The sequence below is a fragment of the Ensifer sp. 38_S197 genome (assembly GCF_056924495.1).
Genome location: NZ_JBXOVZ010000001.1, coordinates 2737072 through 2751763, shown reverse-complemented (window position 1 = coordinate 2751763; position 14692 = coordinate 2737072). Strand labels below are relative to the sequence as shown.

The following is a 14692-nucleotide window of genomic DNA, read 5'->3' as shown; positions in this document are numbered from 1 at the left end:
GCGGTTCATCACCCGCGGAATGTGTAGTCCGCGATCGACTGAGGCTTCATCTCGATCGAGAAGCCGGGCATTTGCGGCGGCATATAGGCCGCGTTTTCAATCACGCACGGGTCGACGAAGTGTTCGTGGAGATGGTCGACATACTCGATGACGCGCCCCTCTTTCGTGCCGGAGACGGCAACGTAGTCGATCATCGACAGATGCTGGACGTATTCGCAGAGCCCTACTCCGCCGGCATGCGGCCAGACGGGCAGACCGTATTTGGCCGCGACCAGCAGCACCGCCAAAACCTCGTTCAACCCACCCATGCGGCAACTATCGATCTGGACGATATCGATCGCACCCTCGGCGATGAATTGCTTGAACATGATGCGGTTCTGGCACATCTCGCCGGTCGCGACCTTCACCGGCCCGATCGCCTCGCGGATCTTGCGGTGACCGGCGACATCGTCGGGGCTTGTCGGCTCCTCGATGAAGAACGGCTTTGCGAAGGCAAGCTCTTTCACCCAATCGATCGCCTCACCGACCTCCCATACCTGATTGGCATCGATCATCAGATAACGGTCCGGACCGATCACTTCGCGTGCGATGGTGAGCCGCCGGATGTCGTCGGCAAGATCGCGGCCGACCTTCATCTTGATATGGTTGAAACCCTGATCGATCGCTTCCTGGGCAAGCCGCCTGAGCTTGTCGTCGTCATAACCGAGCCAGCCGGCCGAGGTCGTGTAGCAGGCATAGCCTTCGCTCTCGAGCGTCGCAATGCGGGCCGCCTTTCCTGGCTCGGCCTTCTTGAGGATGTTGATCGCCTCGTCGCGGGTCAGCACATCGGTCATGTAGCGATAGTCGATGATATCGGCGATCTCTTCCGGCGACATGTCGGATACCAGGCGCCAGACGGGTTTGCCGATCTCCTTGGCAAGCAGGTCCCATACGGCATTGACCACGGCGCCGGTCGCGAGATGGATCGCCCCCTTTTCGGGACCGATCCAGCGCAGCTGGCTGTCGCTCGTGAGGTGCCGCCAGAAGCGGCCCGGATTAGCGAGGATGTCCGCCGTGTCCTGACCGACGATCAGGTGCTGCATGGCCCTGATTGCCATGCAGCAGATGTCGTTGCCCCGGCCGATCGTAAAGGTGAGACCATGGCCCGCTACGCCCTCCTTGTCGGTGTCGAGGATGACATAGGCCGCGGAATAGTCCGGGTCCGGGTTCATGGCATCGGATCCGTCGAGGCCCTGCGAGGTTGGAAAGCGCAGGTCGAAGACGCGCAGATTGGTGATGCGGGTCATGGTCACTCCAGTCGGTAGAACTTAATCGTCCGCGCGTACGGACTGCTTCTGGCTGCCGAGGCCCTCGATGCCGAGTTCGACGACATCGCCGGCCTTGAGATAACGCGGCGGCTTCATGCCCATGCCGACGCCGGGCGGCGTGCCGGTCGAGATGATGTCACCAGGCTGCAGCGACATGAACTGCGACAGGTAGGAGACCAGATGGGCAACGCCATAGACCATGGTCTTGGAGGAACCGTTCTGCATGGTCTCGCCATTGACCTTCAGCCACATCGGCAGGTTCTGCGGATCCGGCACCTCGTCCTTGGTTACCAGCCAGGGGCCGGTCGGGCCGAAGGTGTCGCAGGACTTGCCCTTGGTCCACTGGCCCTGCCGCTCGATCTGGAAGGCGCGCTCGGAGACATCGTGCACAACGCAGTAGCCGGCGACATAGTCGAGTGCTTCGGCTTCGCTCACGTACTTCGCCTTGCGGCCGATGACGACGCCGAGTTCGACTTCCCAGTCGGTTTTGGTCGAACCGCGCGGGATCAAGAGATCGTCATCGGGGCCGACGATCGCCGAGGTCGCCTTCATGAAGATGATCGGCTCCGGCGGAACCGTGGCGCCGGTTTCAGCCGCGTGATCGGAGTAGTTGAGGCCGATGCAGATGAACTTGCCGGTTCCGGCAACACACGGGCCGAGCCGCTGGTTGCCGACAACGGCAGGCAGACCGGCAAGATCGAGCGACTTCAGTTCCGCCAGTTTGTCGGGATCGAGTGCCGCACCGGAGAGGTCGGCCACATGACCGGAAAGGTCACGCAGCGTGCCGTTCGCATCGAGAATACCCGGCTTTTCGTGACCCGGAACGCCGTAACGCAGAAGCTTCATATCTTAAATCCTTGAACTCGGTGGTCAGATGGTCCAGCCGCCATCGATGGCATAGGCTTGGCCGGTCGTATAGGTAGCGCTCGCAAGATGAACGGCGAGCGCGGCGATCTCTTCCGGAGTGCCGAGGCGGCCCATCGGCTGGCGGGCGATGAAGGCGGCTCGCGCCGTCTCATAATCGCCCTGCGCCCGCATGCGATCCTGCAGCGACGGGCTTTCAACGGTGCCTGGGCAAATGGCGTTGCAGCGAATGCCCTGGGAGACGTAATCGGCGGCGACGGCTTTGGTGAGGCCAATGACGGCTGCCTTGGTGACGCCATAGGCAAACCGGTTCGGCACGCCCTTGATGCTGGAGGCGACCGAAGCCATGTTGATGATGGCGCCATCCTTGCGCTCGAGCATGCCCGGAAGCACCGCGCGAATGGTGCGGATCATCGCCTTGACGTTGAGGTCGAGGGCGAATTCGAGATCGGAATCCTTCATCTCCAGGATCGAACCCGCATGCACGAAGCCGGCGCAGTTGAAGAGGACATCGACGGCGCCAATCTTTGCGATAAGCGCTTCGACCGCTTGCGTGTCGAGGACGTCGAGCCGGTGCGTCGCGACATCGGCTTCCTTGGCAAGTGCCGCAAGCGCTTCCGCGTTGATATCCGTCGCGTGAACCTTCGCGCCGGCCTTTGCAAAGGCCAAGGCCGAAGCACGTCCGATGCCTTGAGCGGCAGCCGTAATCAGGACTACCTTGCCTTTAAGATCCGCTGTCATTTTCGATCCCTCATGCTTTGCGTTCGACGACCAGGATGTGGTCGGCGGCGAGAACGACCTCGCCACGCTGGTTGATAACTTCTAACCGTTCCACGACGCGTCCCGATTTCGGCCGTTTCGGATCCTCCTCCTTGGCGGATATCGTCACACGGGTGCGGATCGTATCGCCGATATGGACCGGACGCACGAAACGCAGACGATCATAGCCGTAGGAAAAGGCAACTGGATTGATCAGCGATGCGGTGAGCCCCACGCCGATCGAAAAGATCATGGTGCCATGGGCAATACGCTGGCCGCCCGGCAGTGTCTTGGCGAACTCCGCATCCATGTGGTGCGGAAAGAAATCGCCGGTGTGGCCGGCATGAACGACGAAGTCGGTCTCGGTGATGGTGCGGCCGGTCGTCAGGCGCTCATGTCCCAACTTGTAGTCTTCGAAATGGATGATCTGTTCAGACATTTCAGCGTCCCGGAAGAGGCGCGATCGCCATTGCCGGCGCCGCACTCGATTGATAGGCGGCCTCGACCAAGGCCATCGTCTGCCAGGCGTCCTCCACCGAGCCGATCAGTTCGTCGTCCTCGCCTGCAGCAAAGCGCTGCAGATTGGCCATGCGGTTGACGAAGGCATCGGGGAACCATGCACCTTCGAGCCCTACGGCGACCCAGTCGGCGGAACCTGCCGGCCGGATCCAGAGCTCATCCGGCTCGCCGCGGGGATAGTCGAGATTGACGCCGAGCTTGACGTAGGCGGCACCGGACGTGCCGGAAATACGGAATTCGCAGGCCTGGAACTTGCGGCCGAAATCATGGTCGTGGTTGACCGAAAGCGCGCAGCGGACGCGAGTGCCATAGTCGAGGATCGCAGCCGTGCGCGTCTGAGCGACTCCATGGTTCGGATGGCCGATCGTCTTGGCATGCACGCCCAAGGGATTGCCGAGCAGGCCACGCACCAGATCCAGATAGTGGATCGAGTGCATGGCGATCTCTATGCGTGGCAGGCCTTTCAGGAACGGCCACAGGCCCCAGGGAGTGGCAAGCGCCAGCCAGGCGTCGAAATCGACGACCTCTCCGAGGTGCCCCTTGGCGATGGCATCCTGTAAAGCCAGCATCATCGGCGCGAAGCGAAGCTGGAAGTTGACGGCAGCCTTGAGCTTGCGCGCGCGGCAGATCTCGAGAATGGTGGTCGCCGCTTCGAGGTCAGAGCCCAAGGGTTTCTGGATCAGCGCCGCGGCGCCGATCGGCAGCTTGGCAAGGATGGCGGCATGCGCGGAAGGCGGCGTCGCCAGATCGAAGATTGTATCGGTGGTCGCGAACGCTTCGTTCTCACTTGAGTAGGCGCGAATGCCCCACGTTTCCGCAAGCTGCAATGCCTTGGCATGGTCCGGATCATAGATCCCGGCAACGGGGAACCCGGCCTTGCGATAGGCCGGCAGATGCGCATCACCGACGATGCTGCCAGCGCCGAAGATCGCGATCGGTCGTGGCTTGCTCGGCTTCGGCCACCACTGCCTGAGCGTGCCAGGATCGAAACGCTCAGCCATGATGGAAAACCTCTTCCATCATCGCCCACCACTCGTCCTCTTTTCTGGTTTCAAGCGGCTTCTGGCACGGCATGCAGACCGACCACCATTCCTGGTTCTTCGGATTCGCCGCCATCTTGGCCATGTCCGTTTCGAAATCGGTGCCGACATATTCCCAATAGCCGAACAGCAGGTTTTCCGGCTCCTTGAGGAAGATCGAGTAGTTGGTGACGTTGCATTCGGAAATCAGGCTAAGGATCTCCGGCCAGACAGCGGCATGCAAGGCCTTGTACTCGGCAACCTTCGACGCTTCGAGACCGATCACCATTCCCATTCGCTGCATGATGACCTCCACATTATTGGTATTGCGCAATTCCGAACGCAAAACCGCTCCACACTTTTGCTGGAATTGCTCTAGCCACGAAACTCGCGGGTGAATTCGCTGATCGAGCGAGAGCGCACCGCGTCCCAATCCCAGGCGATGCCGATACCGGGCTCTGCCGGCGCGACGGCGCGACCGTCGCGAATCTCCATGCCCTTGGTCGTCAGATCATCGAGTTGCGGAATGTATTCGACATATTTGCCGTTGGGCACGGCGCAGACGAGGCTGACATGCAGTTCCATCAGGAAGTGCGGGCAGACCGGAATGTCGAAGGCTTCCGCCGCATGTGCGACCTTGAGCCAAGGCGTAATGCCGCCAATGCGGGCGACATCGACCTGCACGATCGAGCAGGCGCCCTTCTGCATGTATTCGCGGAAATGACGGATCGAATACATGGATTCACCGACGGCGATCGGGGTCGGTGTCGAGCGTGTCAGCCGGATGTGGCCGTCGAGATCGTCGGCCGGCAGCGGTTCCTCGATCCAGGCGAGATCGAGCTCCTTCAGCCGTGACGCGCGGCGGACCGCTTCGTCGACGGTAAAGCCCTGATTGCAGTCGGTCATGATCTCGAAGCCGTCGCCGAGCGCCTTGCGCATCGCCGACAGACGATCATAATCCTCCGACCCGTGCGGCTTGCCGATCTTCACCTTCGAACCGGAAAAGCCTTTGGCCTTGGCGACAAGCGCATCCTCGACCAGCGCTTCCTTCTCGATATGCAGCCAGCCGCCCTCGGTCGTGTAAAGCGGGCAGCTCTCCTTGGCGCCACCGGCAAGCTTCCAGAGCGGCAGCTTCTGCTTTTTGGCACGCAGGTCCCAAAGGGCCGTGTCAACTGCGGCCAGCGCCAGCGCTGTTATCGCGCCGATGGTCGTCGCATGGGTGGCAAATTCCATCTTGTGCCAGATCGCCTCGATGCAATCGGCATCCTCGCCAATCAGGATCGGCACGAGATGATCGGAGAGCAGCCGCATCACCGAGGAGCCGCCCGTGCCGATCGTATAGCTGTAGCCGGTGCCGGTTGCGCCATCGGAATCGGTGATAATGACGATCGGCGTTTCCTGGCTGACGAAGCTCTGGATCGCATCAGTCCGCTTCACCTTCGGCGGCAAATCGACCATGCGAAGTTCAATTTTCTCGATTCTTGCCATGTCAGCCTTCCAGAGCCTTGCCGGTCTCGATGTCGAAGAGATGCGCGCGCGACAGATCGAAGCTCATGCGCACCTTCTCGCCCGAAGCGAGCGGACGCGGATTGAGCATGCGCGAGACCCAGTCGCGGCCATTGAATTGAATGAAGACGAGCGTCTCGTTGCCGAGCGGTTCGGTGATCGACACCGGCAGTTCGACCTCGTGTACGGCCGCCGGATCGCCGGCATGCAGGCCGTGACCGCTCGGATAGATATCGTCGGGCCTGAGGCCAAACGTCACCTTCCGGCCCGGACGCAGCGCGTTTGCAAATCGCGGCGGGATCGGCAGGCGGACGCCGCTCACAAAGACCAGCGCACCGTTGTCGACGATCGCCTCGTCCATGTTCATCGGCGGCGAACCGATGAAGCCGGCGACGAACTTGGTGGCCGGGCGCTGGAACACCTCTTCCGGTGTGCCGACCTGCTCGATATGGCCGTCGCGCATGATGACGATGCGGTCGGACAGCGTCATCGCCTCGACCTGGTCATGGGTGACGTAGATCATTGTCGCCTGCATGCGTGCGTGCAGCTTCTTGATCTCGGTACGCACCTGGGTGCGCAGCTTTGCGTCAAGGTTCGACAACGGTTCGTCGAACAGGAAGACGTCCGGCTGGCGCACGATCGCGCGGCCCATGGCGACGCGCTGACGCTGCCCGCCGGAAAGTTGCGAAGGGCGACGTTCCAGCAGATGGCCGAGATCGAGAATGGCGGCCGCCTCGTCGACACGTGCCTTGATTTCGTCCGGCGCACGCCCGGCGATCTTCAGCGAGAAACCCATGTTCTCGGCAACCGTCATATGCGGATAAAGTGCGTAGGACTGGAAAACCATGGAGATATTGCGCGCCCGCGGCGGCAGTTCGTTGACCTTGCGGCCGCCGATCTCAATCGCACCGTCGCTGACGTCCTCGAGACCTGCGATCATGCGCAGCGTCGTCGACTTGCCGCAGCCGGACGGGCCGACGAGCGCGATGAACTCGCGATCCTTCACTTCAAGGTCGATGCCGTGGACGACCTCGAGCGCGCCGTAGCGCTTGACGAGTTTCCTGAGGGTGACAGGAGCCATGAACGATTATCCTTTCACCGCGCCGAAGGTCAGGCCCGAGACGAGGTGCTTCTGAATGATGAAGGTAAGGGTCAACGCCGGAATGATCATGACGACGGCAAGCGCACACATGCCGCGCCAGTCGATGGTGAATTCGGCGGTATAGTCGAGAAGCCCGACCGGCAGGGTCTTGGAATTGACCGAACGGGTGATCTGCGAGGCAAGTGCATACTCGTTCCAGGACGTCAGGAAGGCGAAGATGCCGGCGGAAGCGATGCCAGGCCCGGCGAGCGGGAACTCCACCTGCCAGAACGCCTGCCAGGGTGTGCAGCCGTCGATCTGGGCAGCTTCGGCGAGATCCTTCGGCACCTGGCGGAAGAAGCCGTCGATCAGCCAGATGGTGAAGGGCACGTTGAGCGCGACATAGGTCAGGATCAGCGAGAAGTGGGTGTCTATGATGCCGGTGCGGGCATAGAGCATGAAAAGCGGCAGAGACAGGGCGATGCCGGGCACGGCCCGCGTCAGCATGAAGCCGAGAAAGATCGCCGACTTGGCCTTGAAGCGGTAGCGGGCAAACGCGTAGCCGCCGGCCATGCCGATCGCGAGCGCGATCGCCGTCGACGTTACCGAGATGATCAGCGAGTTGCGGAAATAATCCCATACGGGAACGCCGCCCTGCCCGGCGCCCGAGAACATGGCGCGATAGGCTTCGAGCGAAATGTTTTCCGGGATCCAGACCGGCGGTTTTGCCATGATCTCGACGGTCGGGCGCAGCGACGAAAGTACGATCCAGAGGCCGGGCAAGCAGATGACGAGCATCGCCAGGAACAGGCCGATCAGGTGGCCGGCCTTCAAGAGGCGGCGGCGCAGACGATGCGAGGCGTTGATATCCATTACCACTCGGCTCCGATCTGTTGGCGCGCTGCGGCAAGCTTGCGGAAGAAATAGACCGTGAAGACGATCGACAGCAGGATCGCGACATAGGCCATGGCGTTGGCAAGCCCCATGCGGGCATCGGCATAGGCCGTGCGGCCGACGAGCGTCCAAAGCAGCTCGGTACGCTTGGCCGGGCCGCCATCGGTCATGATCTTGACGATGTCATAGGCCCGCGCCACGTCCAGCGACCGGATCGTCATGGCGATGAAGGCGAAGGGCATGAGATAGGGCCAGGTGACATAGCGGAAGGTCTGCCAGGGCGTGCAGCCGTCGACATGGGCCGCCTCGACCGGATCCTTCGGCATGGCAAGCAGGCCGGCGAGGATCAGGATCGCGAAGACGGCGGTCGACGACCAGACCTCGGCGATGATGATCGAAATGAGCGCGAGATTGCCGTCGATCAGCCAGGGGATCGCCTGGTCAGTCAGACCCAGTGACTGCAACGCATTGTTGACGAAACCGATATTGTCGTTGAACAGGAACTTGAACTGGAAGCCCACCAGCACCGGCGAAAACATCATCGGAAACATCATCGCAGTGCGCAGCAGGCGCTGACCATGGGTCGCCCTGTTGACGAGCAGCGCCAGCCCGAGACCGAGCAGCATTTCGGCGTTGAGCGCCACAGTCAGCAATAGCACGGTGCGGCCGAAAGCAACCCAGAACTCGGCGTTACCCAGCACGGTTGCGTAGTTACGCAGGCCGACAAAGACCCACAGCGTCTCCGGCTTGGTCAAGCGGAAGGGCGTGAAGCTCGAATAGAAGGAAAAGATGAGCGGCAAAACGATCACCGCCGCGAGCACGACGAAGGCCGGAAGCAGAAGCAGGGCCGGTGCTGACAATTTCTTGAGCTTCATCGGGCAGTCCTGAGGATTGCATGAAATGGCTGAGGCGGCGCCGCAGAGCCCGAAGGCACCGGCGCCGCCTCCTTGGTCACGGTCAGAGCTTGCCCGCGTCTTCCAGAATGCCGGTCGCCTTTTCGGCGGCGGCGTCGAGCGCTTCCTTCGACGTCTTGTCGCCGAGGATGGCGGCCTGCAGTTCCGGATAGACGGCGTTCGAAATTTCGATCCACTCGGCCGTTTTCGGAACCGGGAATGCATGCTTGGCGGCTTCCTGGAAAGCCTGCAGCACTTCAGTCTTATAGGCGTCGCCTGCGGCAGCCTTGATATTGTATTCCCAGACCGCGGTGCGGGTCGGCAACGGCCCGGCCACCGATTCCAGCTTCTGGCTGTCCTCGTTGGTCAGCCACCAGACGAGCGAGGCGGCCGCCTCCTTGTTGGCGCAAGCCTCGGTGACCGAGAAGCCGTGATGGCCCGACCAGCCAGTGCGCTTGCCGGAGGAGCCGGCCGGCTGCACCTTCACGCCGACATTGCCGGCGACCTTGGAGGACTTCGGGTCGTTGAAGAAGCTTGCCCAGCCAGGCCAGTCGAGATTGAGGGCGATCGAGCCCGACGCGAAGCCCTGGCCAAGGTCATCCCAGAGATAGTTGGTGGTGCCCGGCGGAACCGCCTTGTCCTTGTAGAGCTTGACGAACCAGTCGAGCGCCCGCACGCCGGCTTCGGAATTGAAGGCCGGGCGGCCCTCCTTGTCGAGATATTCGCCACCTTCGGCGACCAGCATTTCGTAGAAGCGGCCGTTGATCGCCTCTTCCTTGCCGGCAAACTGCGTGCCGTAGAAATTCGGCGGGGCTGAGAAGAACTCGGCCTGGTCGCTGACCTGGGCCCACGTGTCCGGCGGCGCGAGGTCGTAGCCGTATTTCGCCTTGAAGGCAGCCTTCTTCGCTTCGTCCTGGTAGAGGCTCTTCTGGTAGTAGAGCGCCGATACGTCGAACTGAGCGCGCGGCAACATCACCAATTTGCCGTCCAGCGTCGAAGCATCGATCAGGGCCGGCACGAACTTGGCAATCTCTTCGGGCGGCAGCAGCGCGAGCAGGTCGGTATAGATGTCAGGATATTGCGGAGCGAAAGAAGAGTGGTTGGAGCCCACGCACCAGCTGACGCCGCCGGTCGCGATGTCCGACTTGATTTCCTTGTCGAGCTCGAAGTGGTTCTTCTTCGACAGGATGTTGACCTTGGCGCCGGTCGCCTTCTCCCACTCGCCGATACGCTCGTAGAGCTTCTCGTATTGTTGTCCGCCGATCAGCTTGGCGTCGATCGTGACGCCCTCAAACTTGCCGGGCAGGTCCGCGGCCATGGCCGTCCCCAGTCCTGCGGCAAGCATGATGACACCGGCGGACACGCCGGATAGCAGCCTTCTCATCTCCACTCCTCCCAGGTTCACGCCCTCATCCCGGCGCGATGTTCTCATTTGTGAGAAACTAATTCATATACAAACAACAAATTTATCCAGCGTCAAGGGCGAACTTTCCTTTGTCGACGCCATTCTCTGCGTATATGGATATGAATATTCACCAAGGAGGGATCTCATGGACACCGAAGAGTCTGACCGCTATCGCGCGCCCGCCCTCGACAAGGGGCTCGACATTCTCGAGCTGCTTGCCAGCGTTGACGGCGGCCTGACGCAGGCCGAGATTTCCAAGCGCCTGAACCGCAGCCCCAACGAGTTTTACCGGATGCTCGACCGGTTGGTGCGACGCGGCTACGTCACCCGCATCGACGGCGACCGCTATTCCTTGACCTTGAAACTGTTCGGGCTTTCGCAACTGCATGCACCGGTGCGCAGGCTCGCGTCCTATGCAACGCCGCTGATGCGCGACCTGGCGCAGCGCTCCAAGCAGGCAAACCACCTCGCCGTCTTCGACCGCGGCTCGGCCGTGGTCATCGCGCAGCAGGAAGCGCCTGATTATTGGGGCATCTCGATCCGGGTCGGCTCGCACATCAGTCTTTTCGACACCGGCTCCGGCCATATCCTGCTCGCCTTCCGCTCGGCCGAAGAGCGCGAGATGATGATCGCCGAACACGCCAAGAGCAAAGACGAGACCGTGCGCGGACCGGAGTTCTACGCACGCCTCGACCAGATTCGCGAGCGCGGCTATGAAATGATGGCAAGTGCGCAGACGGCGGGCGTCTATAACCTGTCGGCGCCGATCCTCGGCCCCGATGGCCGCGGCATCGCCGCACTGACAGTACCCTATATCGCTCTGGTCAATGCGCCTTCGGCTCCCGACATTACCGAAACGATAGCCTTGCTGCTGAAGACCGCCGAACAATTGTCGACTCTCGCAGGTTCAGACGTGGTTCCGGCAGCCGATTGACGGCCACGGCCGACGGCACTAATTCTTATTTGAATAGCCAATTCTTATGTAAGAGTTCTATCCGGAGGGAGAAGCGCCTTGATCATCGACACCCATCTTCACCTCATCGACAGGTCGAAGCTCACCTATCCCTGGCTCTGCGGTGTGCCGGCGCTCGACCACGACTTTCTTTACGCGACCTATGAGCGTGAGGCGCGGCGGCTCGGCATTAAGGCCTGCTTGCACATGGAGGTCGATGTCGCCCCTTCGGAGATCGAGAAGGAAACCACAGAAATCGAACGGCTCGCGCGAGAGCCGGAAAGTCTGCTCAAGGGCGCCATTGCCGCCTGCCGGCCCGAAGACGATGCGTTCGAGGCTTATCTCGAGCGGCAGGAGGCAAACGATTTCGTCAAGGGCTTTCGCCGCGTGCTGCATGTCATGCCGGATGACCTGTCCGAAGCGTCGCGCTTTCGCGATAACATCCGCAGGCTCGGCGGGCGCCGCTTCACCTTCGACCTCTGCGTCTTGCCGCACCAGATCCCGAAGGCGATTGCACTTGTCGATCTGGCGCCCGACGTTCAATTCATCCTCGACCATTGCGGCGTTCCCGACATTCGCGCCGGCGCCGAGCATCCCTGGCGCGATCATATGAGCGAGATTGCGCGACGACCGAATGTCACGGCGAAGATCTCGGGCGTCGTTGCCTATGCCGATGAGGCTTGGCAGGTCGAGACGCTGCGCCCCTATGTCGAACATACGATCCGCGTCTTCGACTGGGATCGGGTGGTCTGGGGAAGTGACTGGCCGGTCTGCACGCTCGGCGGCAACCTTTCAACCTGGGTCGGCGCGACCCACGCCCTGCTCGAAGGCTGCAGCGCGGACGAGAAACGCAAGCTGCTCGCCGGCAATGCCTGCCGGATCTGGAGGCTCGTTGAGAGCAATTCCAAGAAAGTGTGAACGGTTTCCGTCCGGAATTGCGCGGACGAAATTGACCGCGGCAGATCATGGCAAGCTGCATCCAGGGCTACATCATGGCGACCGACCTCGGTCGCATCACGCACAATGTGCACGCCTATGATTGTTCACAAGCTGCGGTTAGAAGCTGAGCGCGCTCTTGAGATCATGTAACCCTACCATTAGCACCATTGGGTCCGATGGCGAAGGCAGGAAGCCGACCGCTTCATAGAAGGCCCTCGCGTCCTCGGAAATTGCATGCACCAGCACGCCGCGGATACCCAGGATCTCTGCGGCATTGAGCAGGCGCAAACCCGAGTCGCGCACTAACGCTCTGCTGATACCGCGTCCCTGATAGGCCGCATCGATGGCGAGGCGGCCAAACACGACAACCGGAATGGATCGGGCATGTTGCGTCGAAAACGACCAGGTGCCTCCGGCTGCTTCACCGCGCCGGAGGCGAGTGCATAATAGGCGGTGACGCGGTTTCCTTCACACACGGCGAATGTTCGCGATGCGCCGCCAATCTGATTGATACGGGCGCGGCGACGCAGCCAGTCGTCTAGTTCAGGCACTCCGGAATTAAAGGCTGTCAGTTCGTGCTGATCGGCCAGTGGTGTCGGTGCGTTAAGAGTCACGTCTCATCCCACGGCGCTTTGGTCGACATGGTGCGTTTCAGACGCTCATTTGTTTGCGCGGGCGCATCGAGCCGGGCAAGATACTCGGCATAGAGTTCGGGGCTGACTGTGAATACGGAACGATCTAGCAGTACTTCCTCGGCGCGGCGCTCGGAAGCCTCAAGCATGAAATCCATGCGCGTCTTACCAAGCAGCTCGGCGGCTCGGTCGATCATGTTGCGTGTCGCAGGCTTGATCCGCATATTTAGCGGCACGCTTGCGTCCGCACTTTTACGCGTGCGCGAGGTGGCCATGGAAAACTCCTTTCTGCACTCATTAGATAGCGTAGCGACGCCATCTTTACAAAGCCCGTAAAGATGATGTCGTCACATATTGGTCTTGGGCTATTTCAGCCGCATGAGGTTCAATGCACGCCTTGATTGGGAATAGAATCCTAGATTCGCGATTTGCCGGAACCCCAGAAGCCGTGATGTCTATCGGCGCCGTCGATGCGGTCGAAGCCGTGGGCGCCGAAGCAAGTACCCAGGGCGAAGCTTCGCCGTTGTCGACGAAAGCGGCTCGGGAAAGACGACGCTCACCTGCTCGACCCTGCATCTGGAAACCCCGATCTCCGGCAGCATCGGCGCCCAGGGCCAGGACCTCGGAAAACCATCCGACGCCGAACTGCGGCGCCAGTATCGATAGTGACGGTTTTCACCCCAAAATCACCTCGTTTGGTGCCAACCACAACCAACAGAAGCCAACGCTGAGAAGACGGGACGGTTTGCGACCCTGCCGCCTGAGAACGCTTCTCAATCATACGCAAGTCCAGGCCCGACCAAGGTCGGCTGGCTCTGCGACTTCGTCGCGTGACGGCGTAAACGTGGTCGAAACACCGACCCGTCCATCGAACCCCGACCGAGACAAGGGCTCAGGTGGCGCCCAATACCCGAGCCAGCTCGGTGAGCCGTTCCTTGCAGATCGCCTCGATGAGGCGGTGAAGATGTTCGGTCCGTTCGATAAGCCAAGCCAGCGCTTCTTCGGTGACCTCGAAGTGCTTCGAATAGCGTGCCTTCACATAAGCTTCGTTGAGAATGTTATACCAGGCGGTAAAGCGGTGCTGATCGCGCGGCCAGGCTTCAACCAGCCGCTGATCACGATCTTCGCCGAGGCCACGAAGAAACTTAATATTGTGCGACGGCGGGCTGTAGTTGGTAAGGGTCAGGAGAAGCGCGGAATAGGCAGACTCTACTGACTGGTGGAGTTCAAACGCCGCCAAGTTTAGTTCCCCTTCTGAAAGATAGAATCGGGCACCTTTGGCAAACGACGTTGAATATCTGAAAACCCTCTCGAAATGCTCCTTGGCCACCTTGAGCGCATCGGCCGGCGAGAGCCGTTTCGGCTCCGCCAGCGGCCGGTCGTCGAGTTCGTAGAGCAAGATGCCCTCGCGCAGAATATCGACGAAGAAATATTGTCCGTCCGCAAGGAAGTTGTTCACCTCCCGGGCGCCATGGACGATCAGCCCAACCGGCGTTGAGACGCCCTTGTTCCACATCAGACGGTCGGTCGCCTTGTCCCAGTATTGCGGTTCTGCGAGCTTCTTCGAATTGACGATGACGAGGATGTCGTAATCTGAGCGATAGCCCTTCATCGTATGCGGTTCGTCAACAAAGGTGCCGCGGGCGTAGGAGCCGAAGAGGATGATCTTCAGGATCCGCCCGCGCTTCTTGAAGTCGGCCGAGCCACCCTCGAGCGCATCGGCAAACTCCTCGTGGATGATCTCCACGACGCGGGCAAGCTCGCGCTGCTTCTTCTCGGGAAGATGGTCGAGGCTCGTTTTCATATGCAACCGATAGGATAAAGACGACTCGTCGTCTACTACAGGAATTATGAGTAAGGCGCGCCTGCGATCGGTGGCGCAGATTTCGGTTGCCACATCCAGCCGGTATGTCTCGCCCTTC

Annotated in this window: 16 protein-coding genes and 1 pseudogene; 3 read left to right on the top strand and 14 right to left on the bottom strand. The window is 60.9% G+C overall.

The features are described 5' to 3' along the window. Nucleotides 1-8 precede the first annotated feature (8 nt). From AC1Z3V_RS12570 to AC1Z3V_RS12520, 11 genes are all read right to left on the bottom strand, one after another. Nucleotides 9-1286 (bottom strand): L-fuconate dehydratase, encoded by a 1278-nt coding sequence (locus tag AC1Z3V_RS12570; protein ID WP_429811806.1) that lies wholly within the window; start codon nucleotides 1284-1286, stop codon nucleotides 9-11. A 21-nt stretch (nucleotides 1287-1307) separates the two neighbouring features. Then, a complete protein-coding gene (locus AC1Z3V_RS12565; protein WP_483499300.1) occupies nucleotides 1308-2153 on the bottom strand; it encodes a fumarylacetoacetate hydrolase family protein in 846 nt (281 codons plus the stop codon). 24 nt (nucleotides 2154-2177) lie between these two features. Then, nucleotides 2178-2912, bottom strand: a complete 735-nt coding sequence (locus AC1Z3V_RS12560; RefSeq protein ID WP_483499298.1) for an SDR family oxidoreductase — start codon at nucleotides 2910-2912, stop codon at nucleotides 2178-2180. Nucleotides 2913-2922: 10 nt separating this feature from the next. Beyond that, complete coding sequence (locus AC1Z3V_RS12555; protein ID WP_429811801.1) at nucleotides 2923-3369, bottom strand: MaoC/PaaZ C-terminal domain-containing protein; 447 nt, start codon at nucleotides 3367-3369, stop codon at nucleotides 2923-2925. A gap of 1 nt (nucleotide 3370) precedes the next feature. Next, complete coding sequence (locus AC1Z3V_RS12550; RefSeq protein ID WP_483499296.1) at nucleotides 3371-4450, bottom strand: Gfo/Idh/MocA family protein; 1080 nt, start codon at nucleotides 4448-4450, stop codon at nucleotides 3371-3373. Beyond that, nucleotides 4443-4772 (bottom strand): L-rhamnose mutarotase, encoded by a 330-nt coding sequence (locus AC1Z3V_RS12545; RefSeq protein WP_483499295.1) that lies wholly within the window; start codon nucleotides 4770-4772, stop codon nucleotides 4443-4445. Before AC1Z3V_RS12545 ends, AC1Z3V_RS12550 begins: the two co-directional genes overlap by 8 nt. A gap of 71 nt (nucleotides 4773-4843) precedes the next feature. Beyond that, nucleotides 4844-5956, bottom strand: a complete 1113-nt coding sequence (locus AC1Z3V_RS12540; RefSeq protein ID WP_429811795.1) for a mandelate racemase/muconate lactonizing enzyme family protein — start codon at nucleotides 5954-5956, stop codon at nucleotides 4844-4846. A 1-nt stretch (nucleotide 5957) separates the two neighbouring features. Beyond that, nucleotides 5958-7055 carry an ABC transporter ATP-binding protein gene (locus tag AC1Z3V_RS12535; protein WP_483499294.1) on the bottom strand — a complete coding sequence of 366 codons (1098 nt, stop codon included), beginning with the start codon at nucleotides 7053-7055 and terminating at the stop codon, nucleotides 5958-5960. A gap of 6 nt (nucleotides 7056-7061) precedes the next feature. Then, on the bottom strand, nucleotides 7062-7928 hold the full coding sequence (locus AC1Z3V_RS12530; RefSeq protein WP_483499292.1) for a carbohydrate ABC transporter permease: 867 nt from the start codon (nucleotides 7926-7928) through the stop codon (nucleotides 7062-7064). Further along, complete coding sequence (locus AC1Z3V_RS12525; protein WP_483499290.1) at nucleotides 7928-8824, bottom strand: carbohydrate ABC transporter permease; 897 nt, start codon at nucleotides 8822-8824, stop codon at nucleotides 7928-7930. Before AC1Z3V_RS12525 ends, AC1Z3V_RS12530 begins: the two co-directional genes overlap by 1 nt. Nucleotides 8825-8906: 82 nt before the next feature. After that, nucleotides 8907-10226, bottom strand: coding sequence for an ABC transporter substrate-binding protein (locus AC1Z3V_RS12520; protein WP_483499288.1), 1320 nt, complete (start codon nucleotides 10224-10226; stop codon nucleotides 8907-8909). A gap of 166 nt (nucleotides 10227-10392) precedes the next feature. On the opposite strand from AC1Z3V_RS12520, the gene AC1Z3V_RS12515 reads away from it, so the two are divergent. Together AC1Z3V_RS12515 and AC1Z3V_RS12510 are read left to right on the top strand one after the other, a co-directional pair. Then, complete coding sequence (locus AC1Z3V_RS12515) at nucleotides 10393-11181, top strand: IclR family transcriptional regulator (RefSeq protein WP_483499286.1); 789 nt, start codon at nucleotides 10393-10395, stop codon at nucleotides 11179-11181. A 78-nt stretch (nucleotides 11182-11259) separates the two neighbouring features. After that, a complete protein-coding gene (locus AC1Z3V_RS12510) occupies nucleotides 11260-12117 on the top strand; it encodes an amidohydrolase family protein (RefSeq protein ID WP_483499284.1) in 858 nt (285 codons plus the stop codon). A 138-nt stretch (nucleotides 12118-12255) separates the two neighbouring features. Here the strand turns inward: AC1Z3V_RS12510 and AC1Z3V_RS12505 are convergent. Together AC1Z3V_RS12505 and AC1Z3V_RS12500 are read right to left on the bottom strand one after the other, a co-directional pair. Further along, nucleotides 12256-12525 (bottom strand): annotated as a pseudogene (locus AC1Z3V_RS12505) (GNAT family N-acetyltransferase); the annotation flags it as partial. A 223-nt stretch (nucleotides 12526-12748) separates the two neighbouring features. Then, a complete protein-coding gene (locus tag AC1Z3V_RS12500) occupies nucleotides 12749-13045 on the bottom strand; it encodes a type II toxin-antitoxin system TacA family antitoxin (protein ID WP_483499283.1) in 297 nt (98 codons plus the stop codon). Between the two features lie 151 nt (nucleotides 13046-13196). On the opposite strand from AC1Z3V_RS12500, the gene AC1Z3V_RS12495 reads away from it, so the two are divergent. Continuing rightward, nucleotides 13197-13436 (top strand): ATP-binding cassette domain-containing protein, encoded by a 240-nt coding sequence (locus AC1Z3V_RS12495; RefSeq protein ID WP_483499661.1) that lies wholly within the window; start codon nucleotides 13197-13199, stop codon nucleotides 13434-13436. A 226-nt stretch (nucleotides 13437-13662) separates the two neighbouring features. On the opposite strand, the gene AC1Z3V_RS12490 is transcribed toward AC1Z3V_RS12495, so the two are convergent. Next, on the bottom strand, nucleotides 13663-14574 hold the full coding sequence (locus AC1Z3V_RS12490; protein WP_483499281.1) for a nucleotidyltransferase and HEPN domain-containing protein: 912 nt from the start codon (nucleotides 14572-14574) through the stop codon (nucleotides 13663-13665). Between the last annotated feature and the right edge of the window lie 118 nt (nucleotides 14575-14692).